The following is a 22988-nucleotide window of genomic DNA, read 5'->3' as shown; positions in this document are numbered from 1 at the left end:
CGAGGCGCCGTGCAGCCTGCTCAGGCTGCCTCCGTCAGGCCCCGCCACCGGTGCCGCGCGCCTGCCGCCGTCCTTTCCGATCCGAGTGAGGATTGCGGGTTTCATGCCTTTCGTGCTGTACGTACTTGCGTTGGCGGTTTTCGCGCAGGGGATGTCGGAGTTCATGCTGTCCGGGATCGTGCCGGACATCGCCGCCGGAATGGGGGTGTCTCTCGCGGCGGCCGGGTCGCTGACCTCGGCGTTCGCCGTCGGAATGGTCGTGGGCGCGCCGCTGATGGCGGCCCTCGGCAGCCGCTGGGACAGGCGGGGGGCACTGCTGTGCTTCCTGAGCGTGTTCCTGCTGGCCCATGTCGTGGGTGCGTCCACGACGAGCTTCGCCGTCCTGGTCGCCACCCGGGTGGTCGGGGCGCTGGCCAACGCAGGGTTCCTCGCCGTCGCGTTGGCCGCCGCGGCCGCGATGGTGCCGCCCGACGCCAAGGGGCGGGCCGTCTCCGTGCTGCTCGGTGGGGTCACGCTCGCCTGCGTCGCCGGAGTGCCCGCCGGAGCTCTGCTGGGGCAGGCATGGGGGTGGCGCACGGCGTTCTGGGCCGTGGCGGTGCTCTCGACGCCGGCCCTCGCGGCCCTCGTCCGCTCGCTGCCCGGAGCGCGGCCGGACCCACCGCGGCCGGCGCACCCGGCAGCCGCACCGAACACCGGCGTCCGCCGGGAACTGCGGGCTCTGCGCGAGCCGCGGCTGCTGGTGACACTGCTGCTGGGCGCCCTGGTCAACGGCGCCACCTTCTGCTCCTTCACCTACCTCGCTCCGCTGCTCACCGAGGTGGCCGGGTTCGCGGACGGCTGGGTGCCGGGACTGCTGGCCCTCTTCGGCCTCGGCTCCTTCCTGGGCACCGCCGCCGCGGGCCGACTCGCCGACCGGTATCCGCTGCGGCTGCTGGTCGCGGCCGGCGCCGCACTATCGCTCGGGTGGGCCCTGTTCGGGCTGACAGCCGGGCACCCGTACGCGGCCGTCGTCCTCGTGCCGGTCCAGGGCGTGCTGTCGTTCGCCGTCGGCTCCACACTGATCTCCCAGGCGCTGTACGCCGCCGCCGAGGCGCCCTCCCTCGCGGGCGGTTTCGCGACGGCGGCGCTCAACGTCGGTGCTGCGCTGGGCCCCTGGGCCGGGGGCCTCGCGCTGAGCAGCGGATCCGGCTACCGCGGCCCGCTGTGGATCAGCGCCCTCCTGGTGCTGCTCGCATGGGCGGTGGGCGGGGCGGCGCAGGCCGTCGCCACCCGGGGCGCGATCCGGCGGCGTCGGGCAGCGGCAGCGGTCACAGCCGGAACACCTCCCGCCAGCGGTGCGCCACGGACACCTCACCACTGAGGGTCAGCTCCGAGAGCGGGAGCCGGTTCCACAGGGCGAGGTAGAGGTCCTGTGCCGTGCCCTCGTACACGCAGTCCGGCGCGGACGGCGGCGCGGTGGCGCGCTCCGCCCGCGCCGGGTCGCCCAGGACCGCGGTCCAGGCGGCGCCGGCGACATCCGTCGCCCGGAGGTGCAGGGTGCGGGGATCGGAGGCGAAGCCCTCCGGTGTGCCGCCCCGCGGATAGAATCCGCACAGCAGCTCGTCGACCCCGTCGGCGGCGAACCCGGCGGGCAGCGGGGAGAGGGGCGCCCCGAGTGCCGCCTCGGCGTCGACCCGGTGCACCGCCGTCTCGTGGGCCTGCCTGCGGGTCCAGAAGGCCGCGGCGGACCCGGCGGGCAGGAACGTCCAGCATTCCAGGTCCTCGGGCGCCGCCTCCAGTACCTCGACCAGCAGTTCGGCGCCCTCCCGCAGCCAGGGCGCGAGCGCCTCGTCGGCCAGTCCGGCCGGCGACGAGGGCCGTACGGGTTCCGTGCGGCCCTCACGCACCATCCCGGCCGCCCAGCGGTGCACCGTACCCAGATGCAGGGCCAGGTCCCGCACGGTCCACTCCGGGCAGGTCGGCACCGGCGTGCCGGGCTCGGCCCGGCCGACCGCGTCGGCGAACAACTGGGCCTCTTTGCCCAGGACTTCGATGAACTCAGGTCTCTCCATGCCCCGAGCCTGCCCGCTGGGCACCGCCTTTGTCACGGCGTTCAGCTGCGAGCGATCCCGCCGCCGGCGGACCGCCCCGACCGCAGCCGGAAAGACGACCCGCAGCTCCGGTCGACTTCCGGCCGGCGGGCCGGTGGTCCCGCTGTCCGGCGGTGGGGCAGTCGGCTGGTCCCGTGTTCGGTCCGGTCGGCTAGAGGACGAAGCCGTGCGGGAACGGGTCCCGGGGGTCGAGCAGATAGGTGGCCATGCCGGTGATCCAGGCGCGGCCGGAGAACTCCGGTACGACCGCGGGTACTCCGCCGACCTCGGTGGTCTCCAGCAGCTGCCCGGTGAACCGGGTGCCGATGAACGACTCGTTCACGAACTCCGTGTGCAGCGGCAGCGCGCCGCGGGCGTGCAGTTGCGCCATCCGCGCCGAGGTGCCGGTGCCGCAGGGCGAGCGGTCGAACCAGCCGGGGTGGATGGCCATGGCGTTGCGCGAGTGCCGCCCGTCCGAGCCCGGTGCCAGGAACTGCACATGCTTGCAGCCGCCGATCGCGGGATCGGCCGGGTGAACCGGCCGGTTGTGCTGGTTTACGGCGTCCATCAGGGCGAGGCCCGCGGCGAGGATGTCGTCCTTCCGTGCCCGGTCGAACGGCAGGCCGAGCCGGTCGAGTTCGGTGATGGCGTAGAAGTTGCCGCCGTACGCCATGTCGTAGCCGACCTCGCCCAGCCCCGGCACCCGGACGGCGGCGTCCAGCTCCAGCGCGAACGCGTCCACGTTCCGCAGCGTGACCCGCTCGGCCGCTCCGTCCCGTACGGTCACCCGCGCCTCCACCAGACCGGCGGGGGTGTCCAGCCGGACCGTGGTCTCGGGCTCGGTCACCTCCACCATGCCGGTCTCCACCAGCACCGTCGCCACCCCGATGGTGCCGTGTCCGCACATCGGCAGGAAGCCGCTCACCTCGACGTAGACCACACCCCAGTCGGCCTGCGGGTGCAGCGGCGGCTGCAGCAGCGCGCCGCTCATCGCCGGGTGCCCGCGCGGCTCGTCCACCAGGAACCTGCGCAGCTCGTCCAGGTGCGCGACAGCCCAGCGGCGGCGCTCGGCCATGGTGGCACCCGGGATCGGCGGCACCCCGCCGGTCACGACCCTGGTCGGCATGCCCTCGGTGTGCGAGTCGACGGCACTGAGCGAACGGACCGAGCGCATCAGGCCTCCCGCTGCGCGAGTGCGGCGACCGCGCGCGCCATGTCGGCCTCGACCTGCTCCCGCTGCGCCGGGCTCAGTGGCCCGCGCGGCGGGCGGCACGGCCCGCCGAACCTGCCCACCTGCTCCATGCCGAGCTTGATCGCCTGGACGAACTCGGTGCGCGAATCCCAGCGGAAGGCGGCCACCAGAGGCTCGTACAGGGCCCGCGCCTCCTCCAGCTTCCCCGCCGCGGCCAGTTCGAACAGCCGCGCCGACTCGGCCGGGAAGACGTTGGGGAACCCGGCGAACCAGCCGGTCGCACCCATCAGCACACTCTCCAGCACCACGTCGTCGGCGCCGCTGACCACCTCCAGCCCGGTTCCCGCGGTCCGCTCCCTGAGCTCCAGCACCCGCCGCACGTCCCCGGAGAACTCCTTGACGGCCACGACGTTGTCGATCTGCGCGATCTCCGCGACCAGTTCCGGGGTGAGATCCACCTTGGTGTCGATCGGGTTGTTGTAGACCATCACCGGAAGACCCACGGCGGCCACCTCCGTGAAGTGGGCCAGCACCTCACCCCGGTTGGCGCGGTACATCGTCGGCGGCAGGCAGAGCACCCCGTCCGCGCCGTCCTCCGCGGCGGCCTCCGCCCAGCGGCGGGCCTGGTGCGAGCCGACACCGTGCACCCCGACGACGACGGTGCCCGTACCACTCACCGCCTCGATGGCGGTGCGGGCCACCTCCCGGCGCTCCCGGTCGGTGAGGGAGGAGTACTCGCCCAGCGAGCCGTTGGGCCCGACGCCGTCGCAGCCGCTCTCCACCAGCCACCGGCAGTGTGCGGCGTAGCGGTCGTGGTCCACGGCCAGGCCCGCCGGGGCCGAGGCGTTCTCGCGGTAGGGCAGCGCGGTGGCCACCAGCACACCGCCGAGACCCCGCGGGCTCCGCTGCGGCTGCTGGGGCCGGGCGGCTCGGTTGTCGCCGGTCATGAGCGTCTCACCTCTGGTCGATCGGGTCGGACGGGTCCTCCGGGTCGGCGAACGGCTCCGATGGAGCAGCCAGTTCACCGAGGCGGAGGGGCTGGGCCAGCGGTCTGCGGTGCGGGGTGTGCCCGGGCGGCTCCGCGGCCGTACCGCGGCCCGCGGACCCGGCGGCGCCGTACCGCGCACGCAGCTCGGCGACGGTGGGGCCGCAGACCCGGGCCTGGCACGGGCCGAGTCCGGCCCGGGTGCTCAGCTTGGCGACCCGCGGCGCCGCCTGCGCCGGATCGCCGAACGCCGCGCACAGCGTGCCGTAGTCGGTCTCCTCGCAGCGGCACACGACCGTGTCCTGGCGCAGCCAGCCGGGCCAGCCCGCACCGATCGGGTGCGCTCTGGCCAGCCTGCGGGCGAAGGACCGCCCTTCGTCCCGGCTGCGCCGCAGCACCCGCAGCGCGGGCACCGAACGGTCGCCGCCGGCCGCCGCCCATCCCGCGACGGCGCCCTCGGCCCGGGCTGCCGGGGCCCCGGCGATACCGGTGATCTCCCCGGCGGCGAAGACGCCCGGCACGCTGGTGCGCTGCTCCCCGTCCACGACCACGAACGGTCCGGCGCCGCCACCGGCATCGGCCGGTGCGTCCCGCACCGCGCAGCCCGCGGCCAGCGGGAGCTCCAGACGGGGGGTGAACCCGTGCCCGACGCACAGCGCGTCCACCGGCACCGTGCGCTCCGTCCCGGCCACGACCGACCAGTCCGGGCGCAGCCGCGCCGTGACGACCTCCTCCACCCGGCCGTCGCCTCGCGCCTCCACGACCGTGCGGCCGAGCCGGTAGGGCACCCGGTGGCGCACCAGCGCCGCCGCGCTTCCGGCGAGTTCGGCCGTCTTGCCGAACTGCCCCGCCAACTCCCAGGGCCGGTCCAGCCAGTTCCGGCCGAGGGTGGGGAAGGTGCCGGCCTCCAGTACCTCCCGCACCCCCGCACCCGCCTCCAGCAGCGACGCGGCGACCGCGAGCAGGAAGGGCCCGCTGCCCGCGACGACGACATGGTCGCCGACCACCAGGCGTTCGCCCTTCACCAGCGCCTGCGCGGCCCCGGCGGTGCAGACGCCCGGCAGCTCCCAGCCGGGGAAGGGCAGCACCCGGTCGTGTGCGCCGGTCGCCAGCACGAGCGCGTCCGCGTCCAGCGTGCGCCGGGCGCGCCCGGCGCCGTCCGCGGGGCCGCCGCACAGCAGGTGCACCCGCGGCGGCGGCCCGAAGCCCCCCGCCGCGGGGGGTCCCGCGGCGGGGGCGCCGTCGCCGGGGCCGGTACGCTCCAGGGCCCACACCGAGGTCTCCGGCAGCCAGCGGCATCGCGGATGCGTCAGCACCCGGTGGCGTCGCCGGAGGAAGGCGGCCCGGCCGCGCCGGCGCGTGCCGGGGTGCTCGGCGTACGCCTCGGGCGGCATCCGGTGGTACTGGCCACCCGGCTGTTCGGCGGAGTCGATCAGCGTCACCCGGGCGCCCGCCGCCAGCGCGGCGTACGCGGCGGCCAGCCCGGCCGGCCCGGCTCCGGTCACCGCGACATGACGACGGGTCATCCGGCAGCCTCCCCGCGCTCCGCGGACCCGCCCGCTCCGGTGTCCGCGGGCTGTGCCCCGCCGGTACCGGGCCGGGCCCGGGACTGGGTGCGCACCTCGTCGCCGTCCGCCGCGCGCCGCAGACAGGCACGTACGTCGCGGTCCCCGTTGACGGTCACCAGGCAGTCGAAGCAGACGCCGATGCCGCAGAACACCCCGCGCGCGGCGCCGGAGGGCCCGCTGCGCCACGCGGTGCGGCCGGCGGCGAGCAGCACTCCCGCCACCGTCTGCCCCGCGACGCCGTCGACGGGCCGGCCGTCGACGGTGATCCGCAGCGGGCGCTCACCGCGGCCGTCGGCGGCACCGCGGGCCGGTACGCGTCTCGGACTCATCTCTCCTCCTGTCCCTGTCGCCGCTCCTGCCGCAGGGAGGTCGGCGGCTGCTCCTGCTCCTCCTCCTGCCGGGAGGACGGCGCTGCCGGCCCGGCCGGGCGGTCAACCCGGAAGGCATGACTCCCGACCCCGGCCGGTTCGCCCAGCACGAGCTGCCGCAGCAGCCGCCCGGTGCCCACCGACAGCCCGATCCCGGCCCCTTCGTGACCGGTCGCGTGCCAGAGCCCCGGCAACCGGGGGTCGGCACCGATGATCGGCAGATGATCCGGCACGTACGGCCGGAATCCGCCGTACGCCCGCATCACCGGCACCCCCGCCAGGGAGGGGAAGAGGCGCAGCGCCTTGGCGGCGACGGCCGACAGCGCCTCGGGCCGCAGCCGGTCGTCGAAGCCCGCGCGGCGCCGTGAGGACCCGATCAGCACGCTGCCCGCAGCGGTGGACTCCACCACGGCTGCGGTCTGCAACTCCTCCTCGCTGCTGCCGACCGCGCCCACATAGTCCGCGTCGTACACCTTGTGGAAGACGGTCGGCGGCAGCGGTGTCGTCACCAGCACGTCACCCCGGCGCGGTGCCACGGCGATCGGCGCCCCGAGCCGGGCGGAGAGCACCCCCGACCACGGTCCGGCCGCGTCGACGAACAGATCGGCCTCCAGCAGCCCGCCGCGGGTGCGCACCCCGGTCAGCCGGCCGCCGCGCACGACCCCGGCCAGCACCTCCTCGCCGGTGCGCAGCGCGGCGCCCGCCGCGCATGCGTCGGTCAGCAGCGCCGCCGCCGCGCCCGCGGGCTGCACCTGGGCGTCCTCGGGATAGTGGACGGCCGCCGTGTGTGCGGAGGTGACGAAGGGTTCGGCGGTGCGGAGCGCGTCGCTCGTCAGCTCCTCGGCCCGCACGCCGGCGCCGCGCTGGGCCGCGGAGAACTCCGTCAGGCCGCGGGCCCCGGCGTCGGTGGTGGCGACGACGATGCCGCCCTTGGGGTTCCATTCGGCGGCCGCGACCGCCTGCCGCCCGGCCCGGGAGCGTTCCGCGACCGCGGCCAGCACCTCGGGCCACAGCCGCCGGGAGAACTGGGCCAGCCGCAGTTCGGGGCCGGGCCCCTTGTCGGAGACCAGGACGTTGCCCTCGCCGTGCGACGTGGTGGCCGCGCCCGCGCCGCCGCGGTCGAGCAGCGTCACCTCCAGCCCGGCCAGGGCGAGTTCACGCGCGCAGGCCACTCCGATGATGCCGGCGCCGAGCACTGCGACCCGCGTTCGGTTCATCGAACCTCCCTGTTCGGCAAAGCGAACGAGAGGGACGCTATGTCAGCGTCCGGGGCGTGTCAACGGATGTGCAGGGCGCCGGAGGGCGGATGCGGGAGGCCGCGCGCCGGGGCGGCGGGCCTGGCGGGCGGACGGCGGCTCACGCGCCGTGCGGGGCGTCCGCGTCGGGCAGCGCGTGCGGGGCGCTGGGATGCAGCCGCTGGTCCGTCCGGTACTGGAGGAGCAGTACCGAGCGCACCGTCCCCTCCGCGGCGGCGTAGCTGTGCGGCAGGGCGGCGTCGAAGGCGACGTAGTCCCCGGCCGTCAGTTCGGCCTCCTCCCCGTCGACGGCCACCTCCAGCCGTCCGGCCTGCACCACGGTGTGCTCGATGCCCACATGGCCCGGTGAGTCGCGCCGCTCACCGGCCCGGAACTGCTGGTCGTAGACTTCGAAGATGGCCTCTCCCGACTCGATCCGCTGCAGCGGGCGCAGCTCGACCCCCTCGCCGCTGAGCACCTCGACGTCCTCGCCGCGGACCACGCGCAGCCCCGCGGGCCGCTGGGTGTCCAACAGGTCGGAGATCGGCACCTCCAGGACCCGCGAGAGGCTGAAGACCGTCTCGATGGTGGGATTGCCGGTGCCCGACTCCAGCTGGGAGAGCGTCGCCTTGCCGATTTTCGACCGGCGGGAGAGCTCGGAGATCGACAGTCCGCGCCGGGCCCGCACCCGCTTCAGGTTGAGTGCCAGCATGCTCCGGACCGACCCCTGGGGACCGCTCACGACCCCTCCTTCCTCGCGATGCTCTGTTCGGTATACGGAACGACCGCTGAGGCGGCCGCGGTCATTATCCCGAACGGTGTGGCGCAGCCCGTCCCGGACTGCCCGCCGCCCGCCGCCCGTGCCCGCCGGGGCCGCGTACCCGCCGGGCCGCCGGTCACCGCTCCACGAGGGTGATCTCCGTGGCCTTGACGCTGGTGAACACCTCCGCGCCGTCCGCCAGTTCGAGTTCGGCCGCGGCCTCCGCGGTGATCTCGGCCACCAGGTCCGGACCGCCGCCTGCCGGACCGGCTGCCGGGTCGTCCTCGGCCGCCGAGCCGCCGGGCTCCGCCGCGACCAGCACCCGCAGCCGACTGCCGACCGCGGTGATCTCGCGTACCGTCCCGCGCCGTACGTTGCGGGGACTGCCGTGCGGCCGTGCGCGGTGCAGGGCGACCGCCTCGGGGGCGATGACCGCCAGCACGGCGCCGCCTTCGGGTACCGGGTCCGCGACAACCAGGGTGCCCCCGTCGTCCAGGGCCAGGACGCTGCCGCCCCCTCCGGTGCCCGGCAGCGCGTTGCGGCCCAGCATCCGGGCCACCCACGGCGACCGCGGATGCCGGGTGACCTGGGCGGGCGGAGCGTCCTGGAGAGCCCGGCCGTCCTCCAGTACCAGGACCCGGTCGGCCAGCGACACCGCCTCCACCGGATCGTGCGTGACCAGCATGCACACCCCGCCGAAACCGGTGAGATGATCGCGCAGCGTGTGCCGCACCCGCGCGCGCGTCGTCTGGTCGAGCGCGGCCAGCGGCTCGTCGAGCAGCAGCAGCCGGGGCCGGGCCGCCAGCGCGCGGGCCAGCGCCACCCGGCCCGCCTGACCGCCGGAGAGCTGGCCCGGCCTGCGATGCGCCAGGTGCCCGACCCCCAGCCGCGACAGCCACTCCTGCGCCTGGCGGCGTGCCTCGGCGCGGCCCACGCCCTGTGCGCGCAGTCCGTAGGCCGTGTTCGACAGCGCCGTCAGATGCGGGAAGAGCGCGCCGTCCTGCGGGACCCAGGCCACCCCGCGCCGGTGCGGGGGCAGCGAGCCGACCTCGCTGTCGCCGAGCGCCAGTTCGGCGCGGGCGCGGGGGGTCAGGCCGAGGAGGGCCCGCAGCAGTGTCGTCTTGCCCGCTCCGTTGGGGCCGACGACCGCCACCGTGGTGCCGGGTGCGGCCACCAGCGTGAGCTCGGTGAACCCGGTGACCCGGGCGTGCAGCGGCCAGCTCCCGCCTTGGGCGCCGGGGTCCGGGAGGTCGCCCGGCTCGCGGGCCGCGGGGACGCCCGCGCCGGGACCGCCGGTGCCGGGCGGCGGCGTGCTGCCGGGGGTCGGCGCGGCCGGTGGCGTCTCCTCGGCCGGCCGCCTCCGCCGTCCCGGCAGGCGGTGGGGCCCACCGCCCGTGTGCGGAGAGCCGCCGGCCCCCGTCCACCGGCCGCGCAGCCCGATCAGTACCGCCATCGCGAGGGCGAGCAGCAGCAGGGAGACCGAGGTCGCCGCCTCCGGCTCGTTCTGGAGCAGCAGATACACCTGGAGCGGCAGGGTCTGCGTCGACTCCGGCAGATTTCCCGCGAAGGTGATCGTCGCCCCGAACTCGCCCAGCGCCCGGGCCCAGGTCAGTGCCGCCCCCGCGGCCAGCCCCGGGGCCACCAGCGGCAGCGTCACGGTGCCGAACACCCGAAGCGGCCCGGCTCCCAGCGAGGCGGCCGTCTCCTCGTAGGCGGGCCGCAGTCCCGCGAGCGTCCCCTCCAGGCTGATCACCAGGAACGGCATCGACACGAACGTCGCCGCGACCACGGCGCCCGAGGTGTGGAACGGCAGGACGATGCCGAAGGAATCCTCCAGCCAGGGGCCCAGCAGTCCCCGCCGGCCGAAGCCGAGCAGCAGTGCCACTCCGCCGACGGTCGGCGGCAGCACCATCGGCAGCAGCACCAGCGACCGGACCAGGGCCTTGCCGGGGAAGTCCACCCGCGCCAGCAGCCAGGCCAGCGGCACCCCCAGCACCAGGGAGAGCGCGAGCGCGCCGAAGGAGACCAGCAGCGAGAGCCGCACCGCGTCGGTGACGCCCTCGCTGCCCAGGTGGGTGCCGAGCGCCCGCCACTCCGTGCGCGTCAGGATGCCGAGCAGCGGCACCAGCAGGAAGCCCGTCGCCAGCAGCGCCGGCACCGCCAGCACGAGCGGTGTCCGGCGCCCGGTGCGGCGCCTGCCGAGACGCGGGCGCCGCACCGGACGCGGGTCCGGTGCGGACGCGGACGGGTGCGGGCCGGGCCGGCGCGTGCGCGGGTGCGAGCCGGTCACGGGTGCTGGAAGCCGGCCTTGCGCAGCAGTTTCTGCGCGGGGGGCGTGCTCAGCCAGTGGACGAACGCGGCGGCCTCCTCGGGGTGTTCGGAACTCTTCAGGGTGGCGGCGGGGTAGGAGGCGAGGGCGTTCTGCCGGTCGGGTATGTCGACGGCGTCGACCTTCCCGGGCACAGTGGCTGCGTCGGTCTTGTAGACCAGCCCGGCGTCCGCCTCGCCGAGCTCCACCTTGCTGAGCACGGCCCGGACGTCCGGCTCCTGCGAGACGGGCTCGACCTTCAGCCGCTGCGCCTCCAGCACCTGCTCGCCGTAGCGCCCGACGGGCACCTCGGGTGCGGCCAGCACCACCTTGAGCGAGCTGTCCGTCAGGTCCTCCAGGCCCTTCACCTTCTTCGGGTTGCCCTCGCCCGTCGCGATGACCAGCCGGTTCCTGGCGAAGACCGCGGGCTTGCCGGTCTCGCTGCGCACGCCGCGCATGGTGGTGGTGTCCGCGGTGGCCAGCACGTCCGCGGGCACGCCCTGCTCGACCTGCGCCGCCAGCGCCTGCGAACCGGCGAAGGAGAACTTCACCCGGGTGCCGGGGTGCTCCTTCTCGTACGCCGTGCCCGCCGCCTTGAAGACATCGGTGAGGGACGCGGCGCCGAGCACCGTCAGCTCCGTCCGTCCCCCGCCGCCGCGGCTGTCGGCGCTGTCGTCGCCGCACGCGGCGAGGGGGAGGAGCAGGGCGGCGGCGCCGAGCACGGCGCACGCCCGGCGGGGTGTCGGACGGGGGAAGACGGCTGACGGCATTCAGCAACTCCTGGTGCGGCGGGTGCGGCGAGACGGACGGGACGGTGCGAGGCCGTCGGGGGCTGCGGGCGCGGCCTGGACGGCTGCGCCCGCAGCGCTCAGGGGCGGTCGATGTGCACGTTCGTCGACTTCACCCGGGCGGTGGCCTGCATGCCGACCTCCAGCCCCAGCTCCTCCACGGCCTCCCGGGTGAGCAGCGAGACCAGCCGGTGCGGCCCAGCCTGGATCTCGACCTGCGCCGCGACGTCGCCCAGCTTGATGGCCGTGACGATGCCTGGGAACGCGTTGCGGGCCGAGGTGTAGGGCGTCTCCTCGTCGTCGTCGCCGGTGTGCCGGCCGAGGGCGACGGAGAAGGCCGCCAGATCACGTCCCTGGATCACCCGGCGCCCGCTCTCGTCGCGGTGGGTGGCGACCCGCCCGGCGTCCGCCCAGCGTCTGGCCGTGTCCGGACTGACGCCGAGCAGGCGTGCGGCCTGCCCGATGGTGTACGACTGCATGTGCGTCAACGTATGGGTTCTGCGCTCGCATCTGCAATGCGTGAGCGCTCTTCCTATAGCATCTGCCAGCTCCGGCTGGAGGAACCGCCAACCCTCAACCCCTCCCGGCCGGGGCCGTCCACCCGAGTCTTCCGCCGCGCTGCGCTGCCGGAGTACCGGCGGGGCCGCCTAGACTCGGTGCCAGCTCGAGTGCAGCCGTCGAGTGGAGAGGGCGCCAACGTGAGCGAACGCAGCGACCCGCCGGGAGAGCCGCCCCCCGTCGCGCACGTCGCGCAGAACGCCAGGGTGTGGAACTACTGGCTGGGCGGCAAGGACTACTACGACGTCGACCAGCAGGTCGGCGACCGCATCACCACGATGTACCCCAGCATCCGCGAGGTGGCCCGCGCGGACCGCGCCTTCCTCGGCCGCGCCGTGCGATATCTGGCGGGCGACGCGGGCATCCGACAGTTCCTCGACATCGGCACCGGTCTGCCCACGGCGGACAACACCCACCAGGTGGCGCAGCGGACGGCGCCCACCGCGCGGATCGTCTACGTCGACAACGACCCCACCGTCCTCACCCACGCCCGCGCCCTCCTCGTCGGCTCCCCGGAGGGAGTGACGGACTACATCGCGGCCGACGTCCACCAGCCCCGGGCGATCCTGGACGCCGCCGAGGACACCCTGGACTTCACCCGGCCGGTCGCCGTCATACTGCTGGGCGTCCTCAACTTCGTCGCCGACACGGACGAGGCCGAGCAGATCGTGCGGACCCTGATGTCGGCCGTACCCTCCGGCAGCTTTCTGGCCCTCACCCATCCCACGCTTGAACTGGGAGGCGAGGCCAACGTCGAGGCGATGGAGTTCTGGAACGAGAATGCCACGCCCCCCATCACCGCCCGCGCCCGCACCCAGGTCGCCCGTTTCTTCCGGGGACTGGAGCTGCTGGAGCCCGGAATCGTCTCGTGCGCGCGCTGGCGCCCCGGATACGCGGCCGAGGACGAGAAGAGCGTCGCCCAGTTCGGCGCCGTGGCCCGCAAGCCCTGACCGTGTTCGATCGCCCGGCTCGGGACCGACCGCGCACGACCCCGGTGGGGCCCCAATGCGTGCTGCCCGCGCGTGATCCCATACCTCCGGGGCGGGTTAGATTGGGGGGATGAGCTGGTCCGGAAGCCAGGGGAGCGGGCAGTGGCTGCGGGCCGACTGCGAACGGTGCGCGGGGCTGTGCTGTGTGGCGCTGCCCTTCACCGCGTCTGCGGACTTCGCCGCCGACAAGCCGGCCGGACAGCGGTGCACCAACCTGACCGCGGAGAACCGGTGCTCGATCCATGCGGAGCTGCGCGACAGCGGCTTCACCGGCTGCGCCGTCTTCGACTGCTACGGGGCCGGGCAGCGGGTCACCGCGCGGTCCGAGCTGACGCCGGGACCGGAGATGTTCGCCGTCTTCCGGGTGACGAGACCGCTGCACGAACTGCTGTGGCTGCTCACCGAAGCCGAGGCCACCGGGCATGGTGCTGCGGCGCGCCCCCTGATCGCGGAGATCGAGGCGCTGGTCGACGGGGACGTCGCACAGCTGCGCGGCGTGGACGTGGCCGCCTGGCGGGCGCGCGTGGGGCCGGTACTCGAACAGGTCAGCGAGCGGGCTCGGCGCGGCCTCGGCGGCCGCGACCTGCGGCGCGCCGACCTGGTGGGTGCGCGGCTGCGGGGCGGGCAGCTGCACGGAGCCACGCTGCGCGGCGCACTCCTGATCGCCGCCGACCTGCGCGGGGGCGATCTGCGCCGGGCCGATCTGCTGGGTGCCGATCTGCGTGACGCCGATCTGCGGGGCGCCGACCTGACCGACGCGCTCTTCCTGACCCAGCCGCAACTGAACGCCGCGTACGGCGACGGGACCACCACCGTCCCCGGCGCACTGACCCGCCCCGCGCACTGGCCGTCCGGATCTTCACCCGCGCGGCACGAGGCTCCGCACCAGGCGCGGGGTATGCCGCGGGGGAAGGCCACCGCGGTCGGCGGGGGCAGCGGTCTCGGCGGGAGGAGCGGCAATGGGCGGCGGCGTAGCGGGCGCGGGGGACGCGGCGGACGGAAGGGCGGGACGGCCGGCGGCGGTACCGAAGGGTCCGGACGCCGCAGCGGCTGACATGGCACGGGCTGACATGGCATCGGTTGACTGGGCACCGGCCGGCCCCGTGCCGGCTGGGGCGGTACCGGCTGACGCCGTACGGGTCGCGGAGGTGCCGGGTGGTGCCGCGCAGCGCGGGCCGGCAGCGGCCGACGCCCGCATGTCGGTCTCCCGTGCGCACGGTGCGGTCGGGGCCGCTGCCGGGAGCCGCCTCTCCGGACGGCGGGACCGGCACGGGCTGGAGATGAGCGGGCTCGGCAGCGGCGAGGCGGGCGAAGCTGCGGCCACCTGGTACGAGAGCGCCGTCGACTCGCTGCTCTTCTTCCGCGGCGATGTCGCGGAGTCCGTCGCGGAGCTGCGCCGAGTGGCGCCCGGCGCGCCGCTGGGCCAGGCGTTCGCCGCGTATCTCGGGCTGCTCGGCACCGAGCAGCGCCAGGCGGCCGCGGCTCGCCAGGAGTTCACCCGCTTCCGGGCCGCGGCGGACGACGGGGCTCGCACCGCACGCGAACAGGCGCATCTGACCGCCGCTGCCGCCTGGCTGGAGGGGAACGTCGCACGGGCCGGCGCGGTGCTGCGCGACATCGCCGTCGCCTGGCCCCAGGACACCCTGGCGCTGGCCGTCGGACACCAGATCGACTTCTTCACCGGCAACGCAGCCGCGCTGCGCGACCGGATCGCCGGGGCGCTGACGGCCTGGGACGAGGAGGATCCGCACTACGGCCCGCTGCTGGGCATGCTCGGCTTCGGGCTGGAGGAGTCCGGCCACTACGCCCGGGCCGAGGAGACCGCCCGGGCGGCCGTGGAGCGCCGGCCGAACGACGTCTGGGGCATCCACGCCGTCGTGCACACCCTGGAGATGCAGGGCAGGTTCGCAGAAGGCATCCGGTTCCTCGACGCCCGCAGGCCGGAGTGGGGTGCCGGCAACATGATGGCGGTGCACAACTGGTGGCACTACGCCCTCTACGCGCTGGAGGCGGGCGACACGCGCCGGGTGCTGGAGATCTACGACGCCGCCCTCGACCCCGCGGTCACCAGCGGCCTCGCCCTCGAACTGCTGGACGCCTCCGCCCTGCTGTGGCGCTTCCACCTGGGAAGCGACGACGACCGCTCGGCGGTCGGGGACCGGTGGGCCCCGCTGGCGGATGCCTGGGCCGCCCGCGGCGACGGACCGCACTACGCCTTCAACGACACCCATGCCGTCATGGCCTACCTCGGCGCGGGACGGGTGCGTGAGGCCGAAGCACTGCTGGCCGACCGCGAGGAGTGGGCGGCACATCCGCATCCGGGCGTCACCGACCACGCCATGACGGCCGAGATCGGGCTGCCGGTCTGCCGCGCGCTCCTCGCCTTCACCCAGGAGCGGTACGAGGACGCCGTCGACCTGCTCTACCCGCTGCGCGGCCGGTTCGCGACGTTCGGCGGCAGCCATGCCCAGCGGGACGCGGTACAGCGCACCCTCCTGGAGGCGGCGCTGCGCGCCGGGCGGCTGGACCTGGCCCGCACCCTGCTGAGCGAACGGCTCGCCCTGCGCCCCACCAGCCCCTACAACTGGCTCGGCCAGGCCCGACTCGCCGACGCGGTCGGCCGGGCGGCTCTGGCGGCCACCGCACGCGAACGGGCCGCCGAGCTGGCCGCGCCCGGCAGGAGCAGCGCACCGGACGGCTGCCCCGCGGCCGGCGAGGGCGCCCTCCCCGGCGCGGAGACCCGCTGAGGCGCTCTCTCTTGTGACGGGCGCTCTCGCCTGAGCCGCATGCCCGCGCTCGCGACCGGTGCTCTCGTCTGCGTCGACCGGCCTCGCCTGTGCGGGGTGCGCCGGCAGCGCCGAGCGCTCGCATCGGCTTCGGGCGCCGGTCTCCGCGCCCGGCGCCGCCCGCGCCGGACCCGGGTACGGCAGATGCTCCGGCGCCCGCTGCTCCACCTCTCCGCACCGGCGTACAACTGCCGGTCATATGAAGAACAGGGGGCGGTTGTTGGGTGCTCCCGAGGGCGGGCACCTCCCTTCCAGGACGTGATCGCGGCCGGCGCGGTCACTGGTGAAGGGGGCGGGAAGTGCCCGAGGGTTGGTATCTGCTGCGTCCCGCGCGTGCCCGGCCCGCAGCCGGGGGGCGGCTTCGGGAGCTGCGGTCGCGGGGCCGGGCGGCGCTGTCGGCGGGGCTCACCGCCGGGCTCGCCGCGGCCCGGGACGCCGAGGCCGGAGCGCCCTGGGTGCAGGTCAATCTGACCGTGGCGCGGGACGCGCGGGCCCGGGCCGAGTTCTGCGCCGAACTCGGCGTCGTCGCGAGGGAGTTCCTGGGTGCCGAGCGGGCGCGGAACTTCTTCTTCACACATCGGGACCCCGCGGTCCGGGTGCGCTTCCAGGCGTTCGGGCCGCAGGACGCCGCCGAGCTGCGCGCCGCGCTGCTGCACCGGTTCGCACGCTGCCGGGGAGCGCGTACCCGGCCGGTGCCGGTGGTCTACGAGCACGAGCACTACCTGTTCGGCGGCCCGTCCTCGATGTCGTACGCGCACGATCTCTTCAGCGTCGACTCCTTCGCCTGGCTGGACCACCACGCCCGGCATCCCGGCGGGGAGGACCGGTCCGCGGCCTGGCGGCACTCGCTGCTGATCCTGCGCGAGCTCTTCGCCGGGCTGGGCATCGTCGGCCGGGAGCACCGCGGGGTGTGGCACGCGCTGAGCCGCCAGGCCGGGGCCGGCCCACGCGGTTTCGCGGTGGCCGGCGCTCGGGCGGCACGGGAGCAGGCCGCCACCCGGATCGCCGCGTACTGGCACATCTCCCGCGAAGAGGCGCTGGACGCCTTCCCCGCGGAGCACCGTGCCGCGCTGGCCCGGCACGCCGAGGCGGTGCGCAAGGTGGCGGCCCGCTGGCGGGAAGGGTACTTCGAGGCGGGCCGGGCCACCGTCGGCCCCCGGACGGCCGCGGCCTGCTTCACCGCCTCGCACTGGAACCGGGGCCGGCTCTCCCCGGCCCGCCGGCGGCTGCTCACCCACGTGCTGGCGGCCGAGGACCGCGGCCCGCATCAGGCTCCGCCGCCCCGTCGCTGATCCGGTCCCGGCGCGCGTTCCGGACGGCGCCACACTCCCGCCGCGGCCGGGGAAGCGACTTCGCCCGCCGCCGCACCCCAGCGGTGCTCCAGCGGTGCTCCACGGCGACCGTCTGTGCTGATGGAGCCGTGGGGCCGCTCCGGAACGAGCGGCCGGCCCCGGCCCTCGGCGCGGACCTGCCCGGTGGGGCGGGCGAACGCTGCGGATTTCTGGAGCCGTCGTCGAGCGGTGGCGCGCATCCTGGGCGCCCGTTTCGGAATCCCGGGAGGTCACGGTGTGGGTGCGCAAGGTGTTGGCGGCGGTGTGGCGGGCGCTGTCCACGTACGGACTGATCTGGGTGGTGCCGCACTTCGACGTGACGGAGCAGGAAGAGGAGGAACAGGCCCGGTCCACGGTGAATAAAGGGGGACTTGAGAAGACCACGTCAAGCTCTCGCCAGAGATGACACGTTCGCGGTCGTCTGTAAAGGCCCGCCCGTCGGGCGGGTCGCCAACGGGGCTATGGGGGCGATGATTGCTGTGCCCAGGAACTTCACGCAACTCGCACTGCGCAGGATCCACGAGCGGCCCGACGCGACCGCCTACCAGTTCGTCCGGGCCGGGCACGACGACCGGCTCGAGGCCGACTCCCTCAGCTACGGGGAGGTGGGTGCGCGCTCCCTCCGCCTGGCCGCCTGGCTCCAGGCGCGCGGCTGCCACGGCCAGCGGGTGCTGATCCTGCACACCGACGGAGCCCAGTTCGTCACCAGTTTCCTCGGCTGCCTGTTCGCCGGAGCGGTGGCCGTCCCGGCACCGCCGCCCGGTGGTGCCCGGCAGAACGTGGAGCGGGTCGCCAACATCATCAAGGACGCCGCCGTCAGCTATCTGATGACGGACTCGGCCAACGCCTCCGCGGTCTCCCAGTTACTGGCATCCATCGGCCACCCCGAGGTCGTCTGCCTCGCCACCGACCGGGCGGTGGGTGCGGCGGGCACCCCGGAGGCCGGCGGCGGGGAGCCGCAGTGGCACGAGCCCGGGCTGTTCCCCGACGATGTCGCCTACCTGCAGTACACCTCCGGGTCGGTCAGCGACCCCAAGGGCGTCATGGTGACCCACCGCAACCTGCTCGCCAACCAGGAGGCCATCCAGCAGGGGATGCGGACCACGGAGGACTCGGTGGTCGGCGGCTGGCTGCCGTTCCACCACGACATGGGCCTGGCGGGCCACCTGCTGCACCCGCTTTGGCTGGGCAGCAGAGGCGTACTGCTGCCACCGATCAGCTTCGTCAAACGCCCGGTCAACTGGCTGCGGATGATCGACACCTACGGCATCACCACCGGCGGCGGTCCGAACCTGGGCTACGACCTGTGCCTGCGCCGCGTCACCGACGAGCAGTTGACCGGGCTGGACCTCTCCCGCTGGACGACGGCCGTCAACGGTGCCGAGCCCGTACGCGCGGAGACCATGGACGCGTTCGCCGAGCGGTTCGCGCCCACCGGCTTCCGCCGCGAGGCGTTCTACCCCTGTTACGGGCTGGCCGAGGCCACGCTGCTGGTCTCCGGCGGGTCGCCCGGAGCGCCGGCACTGGAGCGCACCGTGGACAGCGCCGACCTGGAGCATCACACCGTGCGCGCGGCCCGACCGGGCAGGCCGAGCCGCACCCTGGTCAGCTCCGGCATCCCGCGCGGCTGCGAGGTGCGGATCGTGGACCCGGAGAGCCACGCGCCGCTGCCGGACCGCCGCGTCGGGGAGATCTGGGTGCGCGGGGAGAGCGTGGCGCACGGCTACTGGAACCGGCCGCTGGACAACGCGCACGCCTTCCGCGCCACCCTGGCCGACGGCACCGACGGTTTCCTGCGCACCGGGGACCTGGGCGTGCGGGAGGGCGGGGAACTGTTCGTCACCGGGCGGCTCAAGGACATCATGATCGTCTCCGGGCGCAATCTGTACCCGCAGGACATCGAGCGCAGCGTGCAGCAGGTCAGCGCCCTCTTCGGGTCCAGCGCCGCGTTCTCGGTGGAGTCGGAGCGCGACCACGTGGTCGTCGTCCAGGAGGTGCGCACCAGCCGCAGCTACGACACCCGGCTGGCGTCGCTGGCGGCGGACGTGCAGCAGCGTGTGGCCAGCGAGTTCGAGGTCGCCGCCGAGAACGTGCTGCTGGTGCGCCCCGGCACGGTGCGCCGGACCACCAGCGGCAAACTGCAACGCCGCGCCATGCGGCAGATGTTCCTGGAGGGCCAGATCCACCCGCTGCACGAGGTGGTCGCGCCCGAGGTGCGCAAGCTCGTGGAGGCCGCCGCCGACGCGCGGGCCGACAGCCGGCACGGCGCGCGGGAGCGAGGATGAGGGTGGTGCGCGGGCGGCGGACGCCGCAGCCCGGACCGTCCGCCGTCGGCGCCCCGCCTCCCGCCTCCGCAGCGTCGTCCGGGGCCGCGGAGGAACGGGAGGAACCGGAAGAACCGCCGGAGCGGGCACCCGGACCGGCGCACCCGGAACCGGCCCCGGAGCTGCCGCTGGCCGAACGGCTGGACGCGCTGCTCGGCGACCCCGAGGACGGTACGGGGACGCTCGGCTACGCGGCCGCCGCCCGCCGGGACGCCGCCGAGGAGTTCCCGGCGGCCGCCTGCGCCGCACTCGACCGGATCGGAGTGCAGCACTACTACGTACCCGCGCGGTACGGCGGCGCGCTCACCGGGCTGCCGCAGCTCCTGGAGGTGGTCCGTACCCTGGCCCGCCGGGACCTGACGAGTGCCGTGGCGCACGGCAAGACCTTCCTGGGCGCCGTCTGCGTCTGGGTCGCGGAGGAGAACGCCGGGACCGCGCGGCTGGCCGATCTGGTGCGCGCCGGGGAGCTGGTCTCCCTCGGACTCACCGAACGTGCCCACGGCAGCGACCTGATGGCGGGCGAGGTCGTCGCCGAGGCGGTGCCGGAGGGCTATCGCATCACCGGCGAGAAGTGGCTGATCAACAACGCCACCCGGGGCCGGCTGGTCTGCCTGCTGGCCCGCACCGCGCCGGAGGGCGGGCCGCGCGGCTTCAGCCTGCTGCTCGTCGACAAGGCCGAGCTGCCGCACGGCACGTGGCGCCCGCTGCCCAAGGTGCGCACGCTGGGCATCCGCGGCGCCGACATCAGCGGCATCGCCTTCGACGCGGCGCCGGTCGGCCGGGACGGGCTGGTCGGCCGGGAGGGCGAGGGCCCCGAAACCGTGCTGAAGGCGCTGCAGATCACCCGGTCGCTGTGCACCGGGCTGTCGCTGGGCGCCGCCGACCACGGGCTGCGGCTGGCCTACGGCTTCGCCGCGGGGCGCGAACTGTACGGGCGGCGGATGCTGGACCTGCCCCTGGTACGGCGGACGCTGGCGGAGTGCTACGCCGACCTGCTGGCCGCCGAGGCGCTCAGCCTGGTCGCGGCCCGCAGCATCCATACGCTGCCCGAGGAGTTGAGCGTCACCTCCGCGGTCGCCAAGTACCTGGTGCCCACCACGGTGGACCGGATCCTGCTGCGGCTGCGCGGTGTGCTGGGGGCGCGCGCCTTCCTCAGCGACCACCACGCGCACGGGCGCTTCCAGAAACTGGAGCGCGACCACCGCATCGTGGGGATCTTCGACGGCAACACGATGGTCAACCTCTACGCGCTCACCGCCCAGTTCCGCACGCTGGTCCGCGGGTTCGCGGCACCGGCCGGACGCGGCGCGACCGGGCACCGGGAGCGGGAGGCCACCACCTTCTCCCCGGGCCTGCCGCTGCCGCGACTGCGGCCGGACCGGCTGAGTCTGCTGGCCCGGCACGGCAGCACGCTGGCCGCCTCGCTGCCCGGAAGCACCTCGGTGCTCGTCCGCGCCGCCGCGGACGACGTCCGGCTGGTGCCCGCGGCGCGCGTGGCCCGCACTCTCACCGCCGCCTGCCGCGGGCTGCACACCCGGATGGGCGCGGCCCGGCTGCTGCCCGGCGGTGCGCCCGTGGAGAGCTTCGACCTGGCCCGCGGCTACAGCGCCTGCCTGGCCGCCGCCTGCGCGCTGGGCCTGTGGCGGTACGGCAGGGACGGCGGGAACGGCGGAGGCGGCGAAGGAAGGACCGCACCGTCGCCGCTGTGGCTCCATGCGGTGCTGGACCGGCTCTCGAGCGGGCTGGAGGAGGCTGTACCCGGCAGTACGGGGCCGTTGCCGCGGCCCCGGGGGGTGGAGGAGGAGGCGCGGGAGCCGCTGTACGAGCGGCTGCTGGAACGGATGGCCGCACAGTACGCGGCGGGGGAGCTGTTCTCGCTGCTCACCTGCCGCACAGCGGAGGGACCGCCATGCTGACGCCGACCGAGGGAAAGGTCACCGGGACCGAAGAGGAGCGCCGGATCCAGCACCGGATCGCCGATCTGGAACGCCGCTTCGGCGCTCCGGACGATCCGGGCAACCCGCTGGGCACCGCAGCGCTGCTGGCCGCCGACGAGCGCGGCGAATTGCTCGCCGAGGCGGAGGACGTGCTCACCGACTTCCGGCTCAACGCCGAGTTCGTGCCCCGGGAGCGGGGCGGCCGGCTCGACCGGATCGACACCCTGGGCCGGGTGCTGCGCACCGTCTTCCGCCGGGACGCCAGCCTGGGCCTGGGCTACGGCGCCACCACGTTCCTGGCGGCCGTGGCGGTCTGGGCGGCCGGGACCGAGGACCAGCGCCGCCGGGTCGCCGGACTCCTGTTGAACGGCGGCCGGCTGGCCATCGCGTATCACGAGCTGGCGCACGGCAACGACTTCGTACGGAACGAGTTCCGCGCCACTCCCACCGCCGACGGCGGGTTCCGGCTCGACGGCGTCAAGCAGGTCATCAACAACGTCGAACGGGCCGAGGCGCTCGTCCTCTTCAGCCGGACCGACGAGGCCGCGGGCAGCCGCAGCCATTCCGTGCTGCTGGTCGAGAAGGACCGCCTTCCCGCCGGACGGCTGCGCTATCTGCCGCGCTACCACACCGTCGGGGTGCGCGGCTGCCAGAACGCGGGCATCGAGTTCACCGACTGCCCCGTCGGCGGCGACGCGCTCGTCGGAGAGGTGGGCGACGGCGTCGAACTGGCCCTGAGATCCTTCCAGATCACCCGCAGCGTCGTCCCGTCGATGATCCTGGGCGGAGGCGACACGGCCCTGCGCACCGCCGTGGGCTTCGCCCTCGACCGGCAGCTCTACAACCGCTCGGTGCTGGAGATCCCGCACGCCCGCGCCACCCTCGTAGGCGCCTTCACCGACCTGCTGATCTGCGACTGCCTGGCGCTGGCCGCCACCCGCGCCGTCCATCTGCTGCCATCGGAGACCAGCGTGTACGCGGCAGCCGTCAAGTATCTGCTGCCCAAGCTGCTGACGGAGACCACCTACGACCTGTCCGTCGTGCTGGGCGCCAACTTCTATGTGCGCGGCGGCGAGTACGGCGCCTTCCAGAAGCACGTACGGGACCTGCCGATGATCAGCCTGGGGCACGCGGGCACCGCCGCCTGCCAGGCCACGATCATCCCGCAGCTTCCCCGGCTGGCCCGCACCGCCTGGTACGGCGGCCCGCCCGCGCCCGACGCGCTGTTCCGGATCCGGGAACCGCTGCCGCCCCTGGACCCGGCACGGCTCGCCCTCGTGGCGACGTCCGACTCGCTGGCCTGCTCCCTGGTGGGGGCCGCCGGGGAACTGGCGGCCGACGGCGCGCGCACCGGCGCCTACCGCCCGGCGCTGACCGCGCTGGCGGGCGAGCTGGAGGCGGAGCTGCGCGCCCTCCAGGAGGAGTGCGCGGCCATGCCCGCCAGGGACCGCACCGTACTGGCCAGTCCCCGCGCCTACGCGAGCGCGGACCGCTACGCGCTGCTGCTGGCGGCCGCCGCCTGCCTCGGAGTCTGGCGCCGGCAGGGCCGGGACCCGGACGGGGACCGGCGCCCCGCCGGTGCCCTCGGGCCGCAGCCGGCCGATGCCGGCTTCCTCGCCGGCCCCGGGTGGCTGACCGCCGCCCTCGCCCGGCTCGTCAAACGGCTCGGCCGCCCGCTGCCCGAGCTGCCCTCCGACGGGGAGGGGCACCTGCTGGACGAGGTACTCGCGCGCTACCACGAGGGACGCAGCTACGACCTGTACGACACTCCGCTCGCCGGCTGAGGAGCA

18 protein-coding genes are annotated in these 22988 nt (G+C 75.0%); 8 read left to right on the top strand and 10 right to left on the bottom strand.

Annotated elements, in window-relative coordinates; genetic code table 11:
• The first annotated feature begins 103 nt into the window (after positions 1-103).
• Positions 104-1360: a Cmx/CmrA family chloramphenicol efflux MFS transporter gene (locus P2424_RS06550; protein ID WP_276474838.1), complete on the top strand. Its 1257-nt coding sequence runs from the start codon at positions 104-106 to the stop codon at positions 1358-1360.
• Here P2424_RS06550 and P2424_RS06545 read toward each other — a convergent pair.
• The 10 genes from P2424_RS06545 to P2424_RS06500 all read right to left on the bottom strand — a co-directional run bounded on the left by P2424_RS06545 (position 1308) and on the right by P2424_RS06500 (position 11752).
• Positions 1308-2051: a maleylpyruvate isomerase family mycothiol-dependent enzyme gene (locus tag P2424_RS06545; RefSeq protein ID WP_276474837.1), complete on the bottom strand. Its 744-nt coding sequence runs from the start codon at positions 2049-2051 to the stop codon at positions 1308-1310. The genes P2424_RS06550 and P2424_RS06545 overlap by 53 nt on opposite strands.
• A gap of 190 nt (positions 2052-2241) precedes the next feature.
• Entirely contained in the window at positions 2242-3243 is a 1002-nt protein-coding gene (locus P2424_RS06540) for a proline racemase family protein (protein ID WP_276474836.1), read from the bottom strand.
• Positions 3243-4208, bottom strand: coding sequence for a dihydrodipicolinate synthase family protein (locus tag P2424_RS06535; RefSeq protein ID WP_276474835.1), 966 nt, complete (start codon positions 4206-4208; stop codon positions 3243-3245). The genes P2424_RS06540 and P2424_RS06535 overlap by 1 nt, the downstream gene beginning before the upstream one ends.
• A gap of 7 nt (positions 4209-4215) precedes the next feature.
• A complete protein-coding gene (locus P2424_RS06530) occupies positions 4216-5772 on the bottom strand; it encodes an FAD/NAD(P)-binding oxidoreductase (RefSeq protein WP_276474834.1) in 1557 nt (518 codons plus the stop codon).
• Positions 5769-6143 (bottom strand): (2Fe-2S)-binding protein, encoded by a 375-nt coding sequence (locus P2424_RS06525; RefSeq protein ID WP_276474833.1) that lies wholly within the window; start codon positions 6141-6143, stop codon positions 5769-5771. The genes P2424_RS06530 and P2424_RS06525 overlap by 4 nt, the downstream gene beginning before the upstream one ends.
• On the bottom strand, positions 6140-7399 hold the full coding sequence (locus tag P2424_RS06520) for an FAD-dependent oxidoreductase (protein WP_276474832.1): 1260 nt from the start codon (positions 7397-7399) through the stop codon (positions 6140-6142). The genes P2424_RS06525 and P2424_RS06520 overlap by 4 nt, the downstream gene beginning before the upstream one ends.
• Before the next feature lie 139 nt (positions 7400-7538).
• Positions 7539-8159, bottom strand: a complete 621-nt coding sequence (locus tag P2424_RS06515) for an XRE family transcriptional regulator (RefSeq protein WP_276474831.1) — start codon at positions 8157-8159, stop codon at positions 7539-7541.
• Positions 8160-8313: 154 nt separating this feature from the next.
• Positions 8314-10395 carry an ABC transporter permease gene (locus P2424_RS06510; RefSeq protein ID WP_276474830.1) on the bottom strand — a complete coding sequence of 694 codons (2082 nt, stop codon included), beginning with the start codon at positions 10393-10395 and terminating at the stop codon, positions 8314-8316.
• A 68-nt stretch (positions 10396-10463) separates the two neighbouring features.
• Positions 10464-11255: a molybdate ABC transporter substrate-binding protein gene (modA, locus tag P2424_RS06505; RefSeq protein ID WP_276474829.1), complete on the bottom strand. Its 792-nt coding sequence runs from the start codon at positions 11253-11255 to the stop codon at positions 10464-10466.
• A gap of 98 nt (positions 11256-11353) precedes the next feature.
• Positions 11354-11752 (bottom strand): helix-turn-helix transcriptional regulator, encoded by a 399-nt coding sequence (locus tag P2424_RS06500; RefSeq protein WP_276474828.1) that lies wholly within the window; start codon positions 11750-11752, stop codon positions 11354-11356.
• 219 nt (positions 11753-11971) lie between these two features.
• On the opposite strand from P2424_RS06500, the gene P2424_RS06495 reads away from it, so the two are divergent.
• From P2424_RS06495 to P2424_RS06465, 7 genes are all read left to right on the top strand, one after another.
• On the top strand, positions 11972-12781 hold the full coding sequence (locus P2424_RS06495; protein WP_276474827.1) for an SAM-dependent methyltransferase: 810 nt from the start codon (positions 11972-11974) through the stop codon (positions 12779-12781).
• 109 nt (positions 12782-12890) lie between these two features.
• The gene (locus P2424_RS06490; RefSeq protein WP_346660068.1) at positions 12891-13874 is read left to right on the top strand and encodes a pentapeptide repeat-containing protein; all 984 of its coding nucleotides are present in this window, start codon (positions 12891-12893) and stop codon (positions 13872-13874) included.
• Between the two features lie 226 nt (positions 13875-14100).
• Positions 14101-15567: a tetratricopeptide repeat protein gene (locus P2424_RS06485; RefSeq protein ID WP_276478850.1), complete on the top strand. Its 1467-nt coding sequence runs from the start codon at positions 14101-14103 to the stop codon at positions 15565-15567.
• Between the two features lie 338 nt (positions 15568-15905).
• A complete protein-coding gene (locus P2424_RS06480; RefSeq protein WP_276474826.1) occupies positions 15906-16898 on the top strand; it encodes a thiopeptide-type bacteriocin biosynthesis protein in 993 nt (330 codons plus the stop codon).
• A gap of 509 nt (positions 16899-17407) precedes the next feature.
• A complete protein-coding gene (locus P2424_RS06475; RefSeq protein WP_276474825.1) occupies positions 17408-19222 on the top strand; it encodes a fatty acyl-AMP ligase in 1815 nt (604 codons plus the stop codon).
• Complete coding sequence (locus tag P2424_RS06470; protein WP_276474824.1) at positions 19219-21177, top strand: acyl-CoA dehydrogenase; 1959 nt, start codon at positions 19219-19221, stop codon at positions 21175-21177. Before P2424_RS06475 ends, P2424_RS06470 begins: the two co-directional genes overlap by 4 nt.
• Positions 21171-22982, top strand: coding sequence for an acyl-CoA dehydrogenase family protein (locus tag P2424_RS06465; protein ID WP_276474823.1), 1812 nt, complete (start codon positions 21171-21173; stop codon positions 22980-22982). The genes P2424_RS06470 and P2424_RS06465 overlap by 7 nt, the downstream gene beginning before the upstream one ends.
• Positions 22983-22988: the final 6 nt, after the last annotated feature.

This window comes from Streptomyces sp. WMMB303 (genome assembly GCF_029351045.1).
In the GTDB taxonomy this organism is placed as follows: domain Bacteria; phylum Actinomycetota; class Actinomycetes; order Streptomycetales; family Streptomycetaceae; genus Streptomyces.
The sequence above is the reverse complement of the archived record's forward strand: the minus strand, read 5'-3'. Positions and strand labels throughout refer to the sequence as shown.